Below are 15748 nucleotides of genomic sequence, written 5' to 3'. Positions count from 1 at the left end.
CTTTGACGCTGGCATAATTTTTACACGCATCAACGCGGTAGAGAAAGCTATTCATTACTTGTCTTGCGCTGTTTTTCAACAGTAACATCGTAGTCATCTGTTTCAAAATTCAACCTCAACCCATTAAACCAATAGCAGCTCCCCCACTTGTACATTTTATTGAGGATAACGTAGCCTTTACTAGAGGTAGGGAAAAGGATGTCGATCAAGAGAAACGCGACCAGCCCTAATACGAAAAATGGTAGCCCAATAGTTAAAGACCACGCAAATCGGACGATAACAGCCACTAAATATCTAAATCGACTACCAAGAGGTTGCTTAAAAGCAAGCACCAATAAAATGGTAGCGAGTCCAATAAAAATCAACATATTTGAATTTTCCTAAGAAGTCTATTTTTAGGGGGGCAGTACGCCAACGTTAAAGCATTTTATGCCGTGTGCGGCAGCACTGGGCATAAATGCCTTGTTGGACGGAACCGCGTGCTACGGAGTCCGACACCTTATCTATAAGGGGATTGCTTTTTCTGCCCATCGCCCCGCCAGCCCCTGTTGCCTGATGATTCCCCACCAACCGTTGCCAACCCATTGCCGTCCTGCCTGTTTCCGCCCTGATTGTGGTCAAACATAGCACAGGATTATGGGTGTTTCGAGCCATTTGTCCAGCAGGTACAACAGCGGTGTGTGGCAGTCCGGGGCTGCCGGTTTTTTCCCTGTTTCAACCTAAACCCATCAACCTATTGCGCCGTCAGCCATACTCCAACCGTTGGGGCGGCAGCGGGTAACGCACCCGCATCATGCCAATTTTGCAGCAAGGGCAAGGGATGCCGTCAAAGCGGGCAATGGCTTCCAGCGGCTTGTCTGCCACCGTTGGCAGCGTGGGTGCGTAACGGGCAATGGCCTCGCGCACTTGTGGCAAGCGGGTTTGGCGGCAGGCATTCGCCAACCAGCCGTAATGGCGGATGCGCATAAAGCCCGCTGGCAACACGTGTTGCAGGAAGCGGCGCAGGAACTCATCACCCGCCAAGGTCATCACTTTCTGCTGCCCATCGCGGTAATCGTGGTAGCGGAAGCTGACCGTTTCGTCCGTGATGCCCAGCAGGCGGGACTCACTGATAGCAATCTTGCGGGTGTAACGTGCTAAGTACTGCACCACCGTTTCAGCCTTGTGCAGGCAGGGTTTGGCATACACCACCCAGTCTTTGCGCATCAATTGCCCCAGCAATTGTTTGACCTCGCCGGGGTGGGTGACACGCGGCAATTGCCCATCCTCGGCAGCCTCCCGCAACCGGCTGACCAGCTTGCCCCGGAACAGGCGCGACAGCACCCGGATCGGGAACAGGTAGGTGCTTTTTGCCGGATGCCACTGTTGCGCAGCATCCAATGCCCCGCCGAGGATCAGGCAGTGCAGGTGAACGTGCTGGCTGAGGTTCTGCCCCCAGGTGTGCAGCACCGCTGTCATCCCCAGTTGCCCGTTGAGGCGTTTGCGCTCATGCCCCAAGGTATTGAGCGTGTCCCACACGCTGCGGAACAGGGCATGGTAAACCACCGCCGGGTGCAGCCTGACCCAACCGTTCAGCTCATGCGGCAGGGTGAACACCAGATGGAAGTACGGTGCAGGGACGACATTCGCCAACTCACGTTGCTGCCACTGCTCACTGGCCTGCTGCTGGCAGCGCGGGCAATGGCGGTTGCGGCAGGCATGGTACAGCGGGACTTCCTCGCCGCATTCCCCACAGCGCAGTTGGAAACCACCCAAGGCAGGTGTCCGGCACGCCAGCAGTTGTTGGCACACCTTGTTCACTGGCGCTGGCAACGGTGGCAAATGGGGCCGGAACCGCTGCACCACCTCGGCTAGGCGTAACATACGGCGGCGGCATCCAGCCCCGCCAGCAGGTCAATGGTTTGCCCACCCTGTTGGGTTTCCGGCAACCAATGCGCATAGCGCATCGTGGTGCTGACATGCTCATGCCCCAACACCTGCTGCAACTGGTGGATCGGCATTCCCGCCTGCAACGCATGGGTGGCAAACGCATGGCGCAGGCTATGGATGCCGCCTTCCTTGCGGATGCCCACTTGCCGCTTGGCACGCAGGTAGATCTTCTGGGGTGTGGTCATCGACTGCTGGTAGCCGTGGTATTTCCCCGGAAACAGCCATTCTTTGGGGTGACAACGCTGCCAGTAAGCCCGCCATTGTGCCAGCAAGGTGTCGGATACCGGCACGTAACGGTCTTTTTGCCCCTTGCCCTGCACCACATGCAAGATACGGCGGCTGCCGTCAATGTCCTGCACCCGGATATTCACCAACTCACTGACCCGCAGCCCACAGGCATAACAGCTCAGCAACAGCAGCCGGTGGGTCGGGTTGTCAGGAGCTGCCACCAGTTGGCTAACCTCTGCCCGTGACAGCAAATCAGGTAAGCGTTGCTGGCGTTTGGGCAAGGCAAAGCGGTAAGCCATAAAATCCGCATCCTCCAGCACCGTCACAAACAGGAAGCGCACCCCGTTGAAATACAAGTGGCAGGTGGAGGACGAAACCTGGCGTTCTTTTAACAGCCACAGCAACCATTGCTGCACCTCATCCGCCGAAATCTTGTCCGGTGGTCGATGGTAATGGTGGCTTAGGTCAAGGACAGCTTGCACATAACTGTCATGGGTTCTGGGGGAGTAGCCACGCATCTGCATGGCATCCAGCATCCGCTGGCGTAACGGGCTGACTTTCATGATGGGTTCTCCTTTAAATGTCCATCTATCGGACACTTAAAGTGTGGCTCATCATGGGAAAATCTTTGGGAATCAGTGGGCTACCGCGTTAGCGGTTTAGTTCAACTTCGATTGGGAATACTGGTCAGCGTCCGCGAAAAAGTTGGAAGCCGATCATGCCACCGTTGCGCGTGATTACACCGATGCGCTGGAAGCCCTCGAAGGTTTGGAACCGAAAAAATCTACCGTGGTTGGATTGCTCGCTTTTTCTATTTCCACAAACCCAACGAGTTGCATGATGTAGCTAAAGACGCTACCGCCCTGATCTGTACTGACCCAAAAGACTACAATTTATACTTGATTGAAACGAATGCGCCGATTGTCAATGATTGACGCATTGCCCGAAACTCTATCATAAGCTGACAAAAAATACCCACTTATAATGCGCCAATTTAATCACGATGGCATCTGCCTCAAGAAAGCCTTTGGTGCATTCTAGTGGGCGTTACGCATCAGGCTCAGCGGGTTGGGTGAAATCAACGCCTTCGTAGATGTCCGCGAGGCTTAGGGTGCATTCGGGGCAGGGCAGCGTTAACGTTTGTTCCAGGTCATCAAACCGTGTCACATCCCAAGCGCCTTCTGCATCACGGTAAAACAGCGTCACTTGTGGCTGATCTTGTGCCACGATCAGGTAAACCTGCAACGATGCCAGCCTTTGGTAAGCGATCAGTTTTTCGGTGAAATCTTTCCATTCGGTGGATTTGGAGGTCACTTCGACGATCAAACACGGCTTTTCCAAAAAATGGCTATCGGTACTATCCCGCTGACACCCGACGATGACATCAGGGTAATAATACGCCTTAGAACGCTGGGCGCGGACTTTGACATCAGAGGCATTAACCTTGCAAGGTGTGCCGCGCGTGAGCGGGCGCAACAGTGAGGTGATATTAATGGCAATATCGTTATGCCGTAGCGAAGTACCCGCCATCGCATACACTACGCCATCCACGTATTCATGGCGTACTTCCGCGATTTTCTCACCCTCCAGATAAGCCTGTTCGGTGATGTACGCGGTATTTTCGGACGTATTTTTTATTGCCAGCATGGTGTCGTTCCGCTTGCTACCTTAGGCTTGATCATAGTGCAGCAATAACGGATCAGCAACACCAGCTTCCGCAAAGCCTTTGGCGCGAAGCAGGCAGGAATCGCATTGCCCGCACGGTTTGCCGTCAGCGGCGGGGTCGTAGCAACTGCTGGAGCGCATGACCAAGCTATTCCTGCCAAGCCCTAACACGGACAGAAAAGGGAGAAACCCACCCCGAAAATCATCCTCCGCACATCGGCTAGTGAACGTCCATAAGCGGCAGAAAAAGCATTGCTTTTAGGGTATCGGCGGCTTAACTTAATGGCAGTGTCCCTTCAGATCGGGGCTTTACACGAATATTGGTAATATTCCCCAATCCATTCGGTGGCTTCCACTGAAAACATCATAAAGCAATGATTTAAAATCAATTAATTTAGTTGGAACGGTATTTGCATTACTCCTTGTATTTAAGCCACGAGCAAGGAATTTCCCCATGGCAATCGCAAAACCCGTCCCGGCAGGTACAGCTAGCCCCAACGGTTCCAACCCGCCGCCGCAAATTATCCTGTGGTGGACAGGAGACAACCATGTTTGAGCATTACCTCACCATCGCCAAACCTTGGTTGGAGCATTACGGCTATTTCGCCCTGTTCGGCGGGGTGTTTGTGGAAGGTTTTGGCCTGCCAGCACCCGGTGAAACCCTGATCATTGCTGCCGCATTGCTGGCGGGGCAGGGCGACATGCAGCTTGCTGCCGTACTACTGACGGCGTGGCTGGCGGCGGTGCTGGGCGACAACTTTGGCTACCTGCTGGGGCGCTGGGGCGGGCGTCGCCTGTTCCTAAAAATCGGCGTGAAAGAGGATCATCTGGCGCGAGTGGAAGGTTTCTTCAAGCGTTATGGTGGCGGGCTAGTGGTTGCCGCCCGCTTCTTTGAAATCCTGCGCCAGCTCAACGGTGTGGTGGCGGGCAGTATGCGGATGCCGTGGTGGCGGTTTGTCACTTTCAACGCGCTGGGGGCGGCCTTGTGGGTCGGTTTCTGGGGCGGCGGTGTGTTTCTGTTAGGCAAACATTTTGAGCAGGTTGAAAGCGTATTACGCAGTCTTGCGCCTTACGTGATCGGTCTGGGATTGATGGCGCTGGCGGCGCTGGGCTGGTATTTGCTGGCTTCAGGGCGTGGCAGGGCTGGTACACAACACTCGACGGAGGATAAATCATGAATACGTCTACTTCCATGGAAAAAACGCCTGCTGCAACATCGCAGCAAGACTTGCATCTCAGTGATCGGCTGGCGATGGCCAAACATGTCCTGAAAATTGATGCAATGCTGTTTGTCGGCATTATGTTTCTCGCCTTGTTGGGGGTGGGGATTACCGATTACCGAGGGGAAAATGCCCACGGTTACTGGCGTTACATGCTGATTCTGATGTCAGTGGGGACAACGCTGTGGGGGGCGTGGCGTGCCCGGCGGCTGGGGCTGGCGGAAAGCAGCAAGCTGCTGTACCAGCAGGTTATTCTGTGGGGGACGGCGATGGTGGCCATGGCGGTTATTTATCTGCTGTTAGGTACGGGGCGGCTCAATTATGAAACCACTGGCCTGTTGATTCTGTTGGTGCTGGCGTTTACCACGTTCATTGATGGGATGTTGGTGTCGTGGAAGCTGTATGTGGTCGGCTTGCTGCTGTTGCTCACCCTGCTGCTGGCGACTTATGTGGAATCCTTCCTGTGGATGATCGTGCTGGCAGCGGTGGTGATGATAGCGTTGGTGCTGGTGTTTGTGGTGTGGAAACTGCGCAGTTTAGCGGGTTGATAGTAACGCACGCCCTGAACCTACACCGCGAGGTAAAAGAAAATAAAGCGTCCCTTCTCAATATCAATCTTCAGGGTTGCACCATGACTCAGTGCATAGTCGATATACGCGGGTATCGGGCTGCCTGCGTGGCATTCATCGCCATGTTGCGGGGAGTCAAAACCTTTGTCGCCATCATGAAAAGACAGCAGCATGGCGCTTTCCAGCAGCGTTTCGGCTTTATTGTCAGCCAGTTGTTTGGCCGCGTTGAAATCCGCAACTTGTGCTTCCGGCTCAAGCTCGATAATGGTCACACCACTGTAATCTGGCTCGGTCGGGAGATTACAGACGGATCCAGAACGCTGGTTTTCAGTTGTTTTCATCAGGTAATTCCTCTTGGAGTTTTTGCCATGCTTGTTGGGTAACAGTATCCGATATTGTGTTACCCAGTACTAACAATTACTACCAGTTGAATCCGTGACTCAGGTAAACGAGCAGCGAACCGGCGAGTAAGGCGACGGCGCTATTAATCAGATAACTGTGCCAGAAAATGTATTTATTCGGGATTTCTTCCGCGTTTAATCCCCGGATAAAACGGTGAAACTGCACGGTGGCGACAAGGCTAACAACAATGGCGAGCGAGATCATGCCTATACCGATGTAGAACGAGTAAACACGTTGGCCTGCAACCAGATCAAGCTTGAGCGTTTTGACGAATAAACCAAAACGTTCGATCACAAATCCGAGGGTAATCAGGGCAATCGCTGTACGGTTCCAAGCGAGCAGGGTACGTTCGGCGGCGAACAGCACGCGGGGATCATTCAGGTAGGACATTTTCTGCTTTCCATGATAAAGGTTCCGCCGGGGTAAGCCCGGCGGATGGTTGAATTATAGGTTATGGATAACGGTTTGCAGTGCCTGCCTGATTTGGTGTAGCTGCGTGCTGCTACTCGCCAATTGTTCAGGTTGTCCCTGCAAGAGTTTATCGACTTGGGCTTGCATGTCCGTGACCTGCTGTTTGTAGGAGGCGTCTGCCCACAGGTCATCGGTTTGTTGCAAGGCTTGCTTGAGGAAGGTTTGCGCCTGTTCCAGTTCCTGTTTGGCAGCCGCTGGTTCCTGTGCCGTGCCCAACTCAATGCTGGCGTTGGTCAGGTGGAAGCGTGCCTCGATCAGCTCATCTTTCAGGGCATTGCCGGTGGCTTCCGCTGTCTTGGTATAGGCGTAGTTGATGGCGCGTTCTGCCCAAGCTTCGGTATGCAGGCCAAAACGTTCCAGTTTGCTGTTGATACCTGCGGTATCCGTACTGGTTTGGTCTGCGCTCTGCTTGTCCAGTTCAGCTTGCAGCGCCTTGCCTTCCGTCAGCAGTTTTTCACCGGCTTCTTTGGTGGTTTTGTCGGTAGACTGGGCTGCCGTTTCCAGAAAGCCGATGGCATCCTTCAGGTAACGCTTGGCATCGTTGACGCTACCCTTTTTCAGGTTAGCCAGTGATTGCCAGAGGGACAGGTGCGCTTGGGACAAGGGTTCTTCCACAACACCTTGCAAGACGACAATATTGTTTTCGGCTTCTTGCAATGCCTTGCCTGCTGCTGGCAGGTTGTCTTTTTTCAGTGCTTGCTGGGATTTTTCCACGGCACTGATGGCGGATTTTACCGGCAGGTCGATTTCGGTGTATTGCAAGGCGACCAGCACAGCATCCAAGGATTCTGCGGAAGGGGCGGGAGTGGTGTCTTTGGAGGCGCTGCTATCTTTGGCAGTATCCACCGTGGCGGGTTTTCCCGCAGCCTGTTTAGCGACCGCGCTGGGTAGGAAGACCCTGATTTGGTCAAGCTGTTGGTAGATGCTGGTCCAATCAGCCGTGTCAGGGGTAGCTTTGGCGGCTTCCAGCGTCTGCTTGATTTTGGCGGTGGGCAGGGAGTCTTTGATAGATTTGAGCAGCTTATCGGCTTCGCCCAAGGCTTCCTGTGCGGCCTTGATGTCTTTCTTTTCAATCGCGACGTGGGCGACGTTGATGTGAGTCAGGGCTTGCATGGCCTGTTCATTGGTGACAGCCGTACCTTCATCCACCGTGATGGGGGGTTGTGCTGGCGCTGCATCCGGTTTTGCCGCGTCGGTCGTAGGTGCGATTGTGACGGCAGCGGGAGCTGTCGCTGTGGCAGGTTTGGCGGTTTCAGCCAGCAGGTTGCCGGAAGATGCCACCAGCAAGGCTGCCAACACGGCAACGCTAAGGGGTTTGGGTTTGTTCAGTTTCATGAGGGATAATCTCCTTTCTAGAAAATCAGGAAGCAGTCAGATTCAGGCAGAAGCAGAACCTGCTGTATCGGTTGGGGTGCTATCAAGGGCTTCTTGGACGGCGGAACGGATGGCCAGCAGGGCGATGCCGTCAAACATCAGGCTGATGCTGACGTAAACGCCGACGATCCAGAGTGAAATACCTGGCCAGTTGCCGAGGATCATGACCGCCAGCAGCAGTGAGACCATACCGTTAAACATCATCCAGCCCCAGCCGGAAGCCGGGCGGGAACGGATGGCGATAATGAAGCTGCTGGTCATGTCGAGCAGCAGGTAAGCCGCCAGCCACAACGCCAGTGCTTCAATGCTGGTTGCCGGAAACAGCAACATGATCACGCCAGCGCCAACCAGCAGGATGGGCTTCAGCCAGTTGAACAGGTTTTTGGGGTTATCACTGATGCCGTGGAAACCCCAGAAGACGCCGCCGACAATCAGCAATGAGGCGATTATCACGTCGGTAGCCAGTGAAATAGCGCCGGGCAGGAAAAATCCGGCAAAGCCCAGCAGTAACAGCAATACACCGATCATCAGGGTGTAGCGTCCGAAGATTTTTTTGGCTTCAGCGATAACGGGGGGTGTCGGTGTAGCAACAGATTGAGTAGACATGGTGTCTCTCCTTGTATTGGGTTAAAAACAATGACGATCAGGCAGGGTTACTGCTTTAAGTGGCGACGCCACAGACCCTGTTCCATCATCGGCGCAAAGGCCATGTAGTAAGGGCCACGATCCAGATGACGTAGCACGCCCTCGTTGTGAATTTGGCGCAGTTCATAATCCACCATGACGTGCCCCAGCCCCATGTGGGCGTGGTCGGGGCTTTCCCATTCCATATGCACCAGATATTGCGTGGGGGTTTGTGGCGGAATCGGTGGGGTGGAATGCACCTTGTCACCGTAGTTGGTGTTGTATTTGGGTGGGTTCGCGCCAAGGGTGGCTTTCAACATGCCTTCCGGGTCAAGCTGGAAAGAACCGATGGCGGAAACGCCAAACTGTTTCAGCAGCATCCAGCCAATCATGCCGGGTACATTGGCTTTCATCCATTTCAGGGTTGCTTGTGCGCCTTGCTCGAAATCTTGCTCATGGCCATGCATGATCCCATGGTCGCCGACTACGATGCTGCGTTGCCCGGCCAGCGCGACCTTGGGCACGGGGCGTTGGGCAGCAAACGCATCACCCAGCACGGCGGGCACATCGGTCATGCCCATCAGTTGCGGCAGGTCGGAGGCGACGATCTCGAAATACGGTTCCCACGGACCTTCCACCACCATGTCGAGGCAGTGACCGCATAGTTCGTAGATGGTATCGAAGTTGTCATGATGCATTTCCTCATGCGAATGCACATCCTTCCACACGGTGTATTGGTACATGCCCATCGGGTTGAGGGGTGGTGTGCTGTTGCGCATGTCCATTGCGCCGCCGCCGTAGCGCCCCGCCATTGGGTGGATGCCAGTTTGCAGCAGTTGTTCAAAGCCGAGAAAGCCGGGGTGAGAGGCAGTGGTGATGCAGACTTTGGGGCCGACTTTCATCATGGTCTCGTAGCTGTCAGGGCGGTTGGCTATCTTCGCCATGTTGATGGCGATGATGGGGTTTCCATTATTTGACATGATTTCATTCCTTTTACTGAGTTACAGCCACTTCGGTTAAGAAGGCTAGTAACGCTATTGCAGAAATCATGCCAGTTTTTAAAATATTGATTTTTATATGCAAAATGTTAAAGGTTTGCCGATTGGGGGTAAGTAACCATGATGTTGGGGAATATTCCTCGATGGTGTAGTACGGGTGGGGAAAGTTTTAACGTGCGCCCGTTGCGTAGGCTGCCATGCTGGAAATCCGGGCGCGGAACACCCACAGTTGATACCCGTTATAAACCAGTATGACCGGGATAAACCCCCCCATGGCGAGCGTGAAACTGATCAGTGACAATGACGGATCAGCCGCATCGAAAATTGTCCAGCTTCCCGGCACCAGCCAAGGGTAAAGCGTTGCCCCCAGTGTGCCCAGCACCGAGGCGATGGCGACGGCAAACCACACCATCGCGGTCATGTCGCGGTCTTCGTGGGCGGCGGTACGCAGGCTGTACAGGGTAAACGCAATCCACAGCCCCATCAGCCCCCAGACCCAGGCGTATGACCCGCCCCATTTGGCTGCCACCCACGGGAACCGGAAATAGCACCAGACCGCCGTGATGGCCAGCGCCACCAGTAACAGGTAAAAACTGGCTGTCGCCCAGCGTTTGACATGGTGGCGGATCGGGCAAGCCTTTTCAAAGCGGGCACGCAGGTACAGTGAACCCGCCAGCAATGCAGTCAGCACCCCAACCACCCCCGTCCACAGACTGAAAGCGCTCGCAAAGTCAAACAGCCCGCCGGTAAAAACCTGTGTCATACCGCCGCCCGCATACGTGACCTTGACGGGTGTCAGCGGTACGCCCTCCAGTACTGCGCCACCGACCGTACCCATGCTAAAGGCTACCGTTAGGCTACCAATACCGAAGCCCCAACCCCACCAACGGCGGCTACGATCGGCATGGTGGCGAAATTCCAGCGAAATGGCTCGCAGGATAATCGCCAATAAAATCAGCATCAGCGGAAACATCAGGTAGTGGAGCACCGACCCGTACACAAACGGAAAACCGCCAAACAGGATACCGCCCGCCACCACCAGCCAAGTTTCATTGGCATCCCAAGTACCCGCCATCGAAGCCATGATCGCGCCGCGCGTTGGCGTGTCGTGATAAAACAGCGAGAGGATGCCCGCACCCAAATCAGCGCCGTCGAGGATCAGGTAAATCCCCACACTCAGCCCCAGCGCGATAGCCCAAGCCAGCGCTAGCATATCGTGTTCGCGTTGGGAATTGCCCAGCAAGGTTCTGATTTGCGGGGTCGACAAATGCGGCTGCGCCTGCTGGAGAAAATGGTTGATTTCGGGGTAGGTCAGTAGCGCTGTTTGGGTTTGTGTTTCTAGCGGTGGTGCTACGAATGCGGGTTGCACCGGGCTGTTTGTTAGCGCGGGTGTTGTGTCTGTGGAACGGGTCGGGCTGGGGGGTGTTTCAGGCCGGGTGGAAGCACATTTCAATGGCTGGCCGCTATGGCGGGCAGCCTGCCAGTCGCGTAATTGCCGGGCATATTCCTGATGCGCGGCAGCGGCATCTTGCACCTGCACAGCCATCACGGCGGGCAGTTGCAGCAGGGAACCGCGCTTGAGGGTGGCATTGACGTTGCAGGGGGCACTGAATGCACCGGGGTTTGCGGTGAGGATAGCCAGCATGGCTTGCTCGGTACTCACGCCTTGCCCGTGGTAGCTATCGGCGGCGATGTTCCACAAAGTGTCGCCGGGTCGGATGGGGCCATAGGTTTCGGCCGCGCGGGCGGCCTGCATGACAACAGCCAGCAGTAAAGTCACCAGCAAGGCAATGATGGTAGAGCGTGAATTCCGTCGTTGCATGGCTATTTCTCCCCGGCTATATCGGTTGTAATTGGGTTGTCCATATCCGGCCCCTGGCGAATCACTTTGGCGATGAAATACCACGCGCCGACCAACACCAGCAGCCCAAACGCCATGAATCCGGCAAACCAGAGGATTTCAGCGGGCAAGCTCATCGGGCTGCGGCCTTCGGCAGTGCGCATCAGGCCGTAAACCATCCACGGCTGCCGGGCGACTTCCCGCGTCCACCAGCCTGTCCAGATGGCGAGGTAGGGTAAAAAGGCGCTGAAGACGACCGTGCGCAGGAACCAGCGCTGCTGCTCCAGCCGTTCCACCCGGAAGCGACCGATTACCCACAGAAACAGCCCCCACAGCGAGACAAAAAACAGGAAAAAGCCAATCGCCGCCATCACCCGGAAGGAATAAAACGGGATAACGACGGGTGGGCGTTCATTCGCCGGGAATTGATCCAGCCCCGTTACCGGACTGTCCCAAGTACGGGTTTCCAGCAGGCTCAACAGGTGGGGAATTTCCACCGACCACTGGGCATCTGAGTTGTCCGCATTGGGCCACATCAACATACTCCAAGCTGTGTTAGGCGTGCCGTCGGGGTTATTGGTGTGGAAATGGCCTTCCATCGCCGCCAGTGCAGCAGGTTGTTTGTCGGCTACGGTCAGCCCGAGGCTGTCGCCCACGTAAATTTGCACGGCGCTGACTACTACTAGCGCTAACAGGGCGCATTTGAGCGCACAGGCGAACATCGTGGCATGACGACTTTTGAGCACTTGCCAAGCGGATACCCCGGCAACAAAAAACAGGCTCAATTCCAGACAGGCCAGCAACATGTGCGGGGTAGCCGTGAGGACATCCGGGTTGAAAATGACCTTCATCCAGTCAGTCGCGATGAAAACGCCATTGGTCATGCTGATGCCGGTCGGGGTCTGCATCCAGGCATTGGCTCCCATGATCCAGAAAGCCGACAGGGAGGAGGCCACCACCACGTTGAAGGTTGCGAACAGGTGAATGCCCCGGCCTATTTTGTGCCAGCCGAACACCATCAGGCCGACAAATCCGGCTTCGTACATAAAGGCGGTGATGGTTTCAAAGCCGAGCAAGTGCCCTAACACGGGGCCAGCAGCGGTGGCAAAGGGAGCATAGAGGATGCCGAACGCCAGTTCCATCGTGACGCCGGTTGCCACCCCCGCGCCGAAGTTGATAATGAACAGTTTCTCGAAAAAGCGCGTCAGGCGATACCAGAAGTCTGCATCCGTGCGCAGCCAGCGCCATTCGCCGAAAAACAACAGCAACGACAGGCCGATGGTCAGCGGCGGGTAAATTATGTGCATACTGGTGATCAGGGCAAAATCAACCCTCGCCAGCAGATCGGTGAGTGGGTGTTCCAGCATGGCAATATGTCCCTTAGTGAGGTGATGGACGGCGGATCAGTAACAGCAGCGGTGCTAGCGCCACGAAACTGAGCATCACCACCCAGAAGGTATCGTTAAAGGCCACCATCAGCGCTTGCTGTTGCAGGGCACTTGCCAACGTGCTGATGGCTTGTGGGCTGTTTAGCGTCAGGTGTTGCGTCGCCAGCCATTGCGTGACCGCCGGATTGCTGGCGGTGATGTGGGCGCTCAGCCCGCTCTGGCTCATCTTGTCGGCGTGGCTGAGGATGGCGGTTGCCACTGAAATGCCCACCGAACTGCCGATGGTGCGTGATAGGTTATAGATGCCTGCTGCCTGACTGGTTTGCGCCGCTTGCAGGGTTTCGTAAGCGAGGGTCGAGAGCGGTACAAAAATCATGCCCAGCCCTAAACCCTGTACCACGCCGTTCCAGATGAAATCGACTTCGGCGGCTTGCAGGCTTTTCTGTGTCAGCATCCAAGTGCCGGTGGCGGATAACACAAAGCCAGTGAAAATGATCAGGCGCAAATCTACCCGGTTGATCAGGCGCGACACCAGAAACATGCCGAGCATCGACGCCAGCCCGCGTGGCGCCATGACCAGCCCGGTGGTTTGCGCGTTATAGTTGAGCAGGTTTTCCAGCATGATCGGTTGCAACGCAATGGTGCCGAACATGCCCAGCCCGAACACGAACATCATGAAACAGGAGGTGGCCAGATTGCGGTCTTTCAGCAAATCGAGTTTGACGATGCTGTCAGGCCGCTGCCACGAGCGGATCACGAAATAGGTCAACGTCATGATGCTGATGGCGGCCAGTATCTGGATCAGGCCGGAATCAAACCAGTTTTTCTGGTTGCCCTGATCGAGCATGAGTTGCAGGCTGCCGATGCCGACTGCCATGAACAGCGCACCCAGCCAGTCGGCTCGTACCTTGCGCCCGGCTTCCGCTTGCAACAGTGTCCACACCATCAGCAGGTTGAGGATACCCACCGGCAGGTTGATGTAAAACACCCAGCGCCAGCCCAAATGCTCAGTAATATAACCGCCCAGCGTCGGCCCCAAGATCGGCCCCAACATAATGCCGATGCCCCAGAACGCCATTGCCTTGCCGCGTTCTTCCTTGGGGAAAACATCCACCATCACCGATTGCGACAGGGGGATGACCGATGCGCCGCATATCCCCTGCATCAGGCGGAACACAATCATTTCCGCCAGATTGTCCGCTTGCCCGCACAGCGCTGAGGCGATGATAAACCCCGCTACGCTCACCAGCATCAGGCGCTTGCGCCCGAACAGCGTGACCAGAAAGCCGGTCAACAGAATCATGATGGCCTCGGCGACGATATAGCTGGTTAGCACCCAAGTAATCTGGTCGGAAGTTGCCCCGAGTGCGCCCATCATGTCCGGCAATGCCACGTTCACGATGGTCATGTCGAGGATCACCATAATGGTGGTCAGCATGACTGTGATGGAAATCAGGCCACGGGAAACACCGGGTTTGGCGATGCTGGTTGCATAGGCGACAGGCTCATTCATGAGGGGGAGTCCTGCACCGCCGTTTTGTTTGCTGCGGCAGTGGTGTCAATGGTGACGGATGCACTGGAACCAAGCCGCAGCGGCAGGGTGTGATCCTTATCCATAACCTTGATGCGTACCGGGAAGCGCTGCGTGACCTTGACCCAGTTGCCGGTGGCGTTCTGTGCGGGGATCAGCGAGAACGCTGCGCCGCTCGCCGGGCTGACGGATTCCACTTCGCCGCGATAGCTTTGCTTGGGGTACATGTCTAGATCAATGCTGACCGACTGGCCGGGGTGGATGCGTTCCAGATCGGTTTCCTTGAAATTGGCGGCGACCCAGACGCTGCTGCTGTCGACCATGGGGAACAGGTCTTCGCCAGTCATGATGTAATCGCCGGGCTGGATGCTGACTTCGCCAAGAATGCCGTCAGCAGGCGCAGTAATGACGCTATGCGACAAATCCAGTTGCGCCTGCGCCAGTTTCAGCCGTGCTGTCTGGATTTGGGTGGAAGCTTGTGCGCCTTCGGCTTGCACCGAGTCAATGGTAGCGTTGGCGGCGGCTAAGGCAGCCTGTGCTTCCTTCAGCTTGAAGCGGGTGTCGTCGGCGTCTGCGCGGGCAATGAGACCTTTGTCGATCAGCGTTTGGTTGCGCTGGTTGTCAAGGGCAGCGTTAACCTGTTCCTGACGGCTGGCGTCGGCCAGAGCTTTGCTGGCGCGGGTTTGGGCTTGGGTGGATTGCGCTTGCTCTTGTGCCACCGTCACCGCTGCTTGCGCTTGCTGTACGCTCAGGCGGTAATTGCTGTCATCCAGACGTAGCAATACATCGCCTTTTTTGACAGGCTGGAAGGATTTGACCATCACTTCGGCGACCTGCCCAGCCACCTGTGGGCTGATGTAGACGCTGTTGGCTTCCACGTAAGCATCGTCGGTATTGGGGTGCAGGTTGCGGTAATTCGACCAGAACCAAGCTCCGCCCAGCAGAGCCAGCACGGCAATGAGTAACAGGCTGATTCTCAGGGCTTTCATACCATATCTTCCGTGAAAGTTTGTTCGAGCAGTTGGCTGATCTGCTGGTCGGTCGCTTGACTGGTGGAGTGGACGATCACTACCCAGTGACCGTTTTTCAGGGCTTCATCCAGCGCTTGCAGAAAGGCGTCGCTTTTCAGCTTGCCGTAGATAGTTCCGCCCGCGCCGCCCAGCAAGGTTCCGTAACCGACTGCCGCCAGCCCAGCCAGAAAGGGGTGAATGGCGAACACGGCAATTTTAAGGGAGACTGCGCCGAGCGAGGCGACTGCTGCGCCAATGGCGCCGCCCGCGCTACCAGAAACGCCGTCTTGGATGATTTTGCGGCGGATAACGGGATCGGTATGCTCAGAGCCGGGTTGCAGGATCACCACGTGGATGTCGGGGTGATCGGCCTGCTGGATGCGGTCGGTCACGTTTTTGACAGCGACTTCATTGGCGAAGATGGCGGCGTGTTTGTAGGGGAAGTGTTCCATGATGATGTCCTCCGGCGGGCAACCGGGGTGGTTGCCCGCTTTGCCAG

General features: G+C 55.8%; 17 protein-coding genes. 2 read left to right on the top strand and 15 right to left on the bottom strand.

From position 1 onward, the window contains the following. Nucleotides 1-47: 47 nt before the first annotated feature. The 5 genes from J9253_RS07730 to J9253_RS07710 form a co-directional block, all read right to left on the bottom strand. Nucleotides 48-368, bottom strand: a complete 321-nt coding sequence (locus tag J9253_RS07730; RefSeq protein ID WP_002710858.1) for a hypothetical protein — start codon at nucleotides 366-368, stop codon at nucleotides 48-50. Between the two features lie 376 nt (nucleotides 369-744). Then, a complete protein-coding gene (locus J9253_RS07725; RefSeq protein WP_210224036.1) occupies nucleotides 745-1863 on the bottom strand; it encodes an IS91 family transposase in 1119 nt (372 codons plus the stop codon). After that, nucleotides 1851-2720: a tyrosine-type recombinase/integrase gene (locus J9253_RS07720; protein ID WP_210224035.1), complete on the bottom strand. Its 870-nt coding sequence runs from the start codon at nucleotides 2718-2720 to the stop codon at nucleotides 1851-1853. Before J9253_RS07720 ends, J9253_RS07725 begins: the two co-directional genes overlap by 13 nt. Nucleotides 2721-3204: 484 nt before the next feature. Continuing rightward, nucleotides 3205-3804 carry a Uma2 family endonuclease gene (locus tag J9253_RS07715; RefSeq protein ID WP_210224034.1) on the bottom strand — a complete coding sequence of 200 codons (600 nt, stop codon included), beginning with the start codon at nucleotides 3802-3804 and terminating at the stop codon, nucleotides 3205-3207. 21 nt (nucleotides 3805-3825) lie between these two features. Continuing rightward, a complete protein-coding gene (locus tag J9253_RS07710) occupies nucleotides 3826-3963 on the bottom strand; it encodes a 7-cyano-7-deazaguanine synthase (RefSeq protein ID WP_228291537.1) in 138 nt (45 codons plus the stop codon). A 407-nt stretch (nucleotides 3964-4370) separates the two neighbouring features. Between J9253_RS07710 and J9253_RS07705 the strand changes: the two genes are divergently transcribed. Both J9253_RS07705 and J9253_RS07700 read left to right on the top strand, forming a co-directional pair. After that, a complete protein-coding gene (locus J9253_RS07705) occupies nucleotides 4371-5000 on the top strand; it encodes a DedA family protein (RefSeq protein ID WP_210224033.1) in 630 nt (209 codons plus the stop codon). After that, on the top strand, nucleotides 4997-5590 hold the full coding sequence (locus tag J9253_RS07700) for a hypothetical protein (protein WP_210224032.1): 594 nt from the start codon (nucleotides 4997-4999) through the stop codon (nucleotides 5588-5590). The genes J9253_RS07705 and J9253_RS07700 overlap by 4 nt, the downstream gene beginning before the upstream one ends. Nucleotides 5591-5610: 20 nt before the next feature. On the opposite strand, the gene J9253_RS07695 is transcribed toward J9253_RS07700, so the two are convergent. From J9253_RS07695 to J9253_RS07650, 10 genes are all read right to left on the bottom strand, one after another. Next, nucleotides 5611-5952: an AF1514 family protein gene (locus J9253_RS07695; protein ID WP_210224031.1), complete on the bottom strand. Its 342-nt coding sequence runs from the start codon at nucleotides 5950-5952 to the stop codon at nucleotides 5611-5613. A 79-nt stretch (nucleotides 5953-6031) separates the two neighbouring features. Beyond that, nucleotides 6032-6403 (bottom strand): YidH family protein, encoded by a 372-nt coding sequence (locus J9253_RS07690; RefSeq protein ID WP_210224030.1) that lies wholly within the window; start codon nucleotides 6401-6403, stop codon nucleotides 6032-6034. Between the two features lie 54 nt (nucleotides 6404-6457). Next, nucleotides 6458-7819 carry a YfdX family protein gene (locus J9253_RS07685; RefSeq protein ID WP_210224029.1) on the bottom strand — a complete coding sequence of 454 codons (1362 nt, stop codon included), beginning with the start codon at nucleotides 7817-7819 and terminating at the stop codon, nucleotides 6458-6460. A gap of 42 nt (nucleotides 7820-7861) precedes the next feature. Then, nucleotides 7862-8464 (bottom strand): HdeD family acid-resistance protein, encoded by a 603-nt coding sequence (locus tag J9253_RS07680; protein WP_210224028.1) that lies wholly within the window; start codon nucleotides 8462-8464, stop codon nucleotides 7862-7864. A 47-nt stretch (nucleotides 8465-8511) separates the two neighbouring features. Next, nucleotides 8512-9462 (bottom strand): sulfur oxygenase reductase family protein, encoded by a 951-nt coding sequence (locus J9253_RS07675; RefSeq protein ID WP_210224027.1) that lies wholly within the window; start codon nucleotides 9460-9462, stop codon nucleotides 8512-8514. Nucleotides 9463-9649: 187 nt separating this feature from the next. After that, complete coding sequence (locus tag J9253_RS07670) at nucleotides 9650-11302, bottom strand: cytochrome d ubiquinol oxidase subunit II (protein ID WP_210224026.1); 1653 nt, start codon at nucleotides 11300-11302, stop codon at nucleotides 9650-9652. 2 nt (nucleotides 11303-11304) lie between these two features. Then, complete coding sequence (locus J9253_RS07665) at nucleotides 11305-12687, bottom strand: cytochrome ubiquinol oxidase subunit I (RefSeq protein WP_210224025.1); 1383 nt, start codon at nucleotides 12685-12687, stop codon at nucleotides 11305-11307. Nucleotides 12688-12700: 13 nt separating this feature from the next. Then, a complete protein-coding gene (locus tag J9253_RS07660) occupies nucleotides 12701-14221 on the bottom strand; it encodes a DHA2 family efflux MFS transporter permease subunit (RefSeq protein WP_210224024.1) in 1521 nt (506 codons plus the stop codon). Continuing rightward, entirely contained in the window at nucleotides 14218-15228 is a 1011-nt protein-coding gene (locus J9253_RS07655) for an HlyD family secretion protein (RefSeq protein ID WP_210224023.1), read from the bottom strand. The genes J9253_RS07660 and J9253_RS07655 overlap by 4 nt, the downstream gene beginning before the upstream one ends. After that, nucleotides 15225-15701, bottom strand: a complete 477-nt coding sequence (locus J9253_RS07650; RefSeq protein WP_210224022.1) for a hypothetical protein — start codon at nucleotides 15699-15701, stop codon at nucleotides 15225-15227. The genes J9253_RS07655 and J9253_RS07650 overlap by 4 nt, the downstream gene beginning before the upstream one ends. Nucleotides 15702-15748 lie beyond the last annotated feature (47 nt).

Origin of the sequence: Thiothrix litoralis (assembly GCF_017901135.1) — a bacterium.
GTDB lineage: Bacteria > Pseudomonadota > Gammaproteobacteria > Thiotrichales > Thiotrichaceae > Thiothrix > Thiothrix litoralis.
This window is presented reverse-complemented; position numbering and strand designations above follow the sequence as displayed.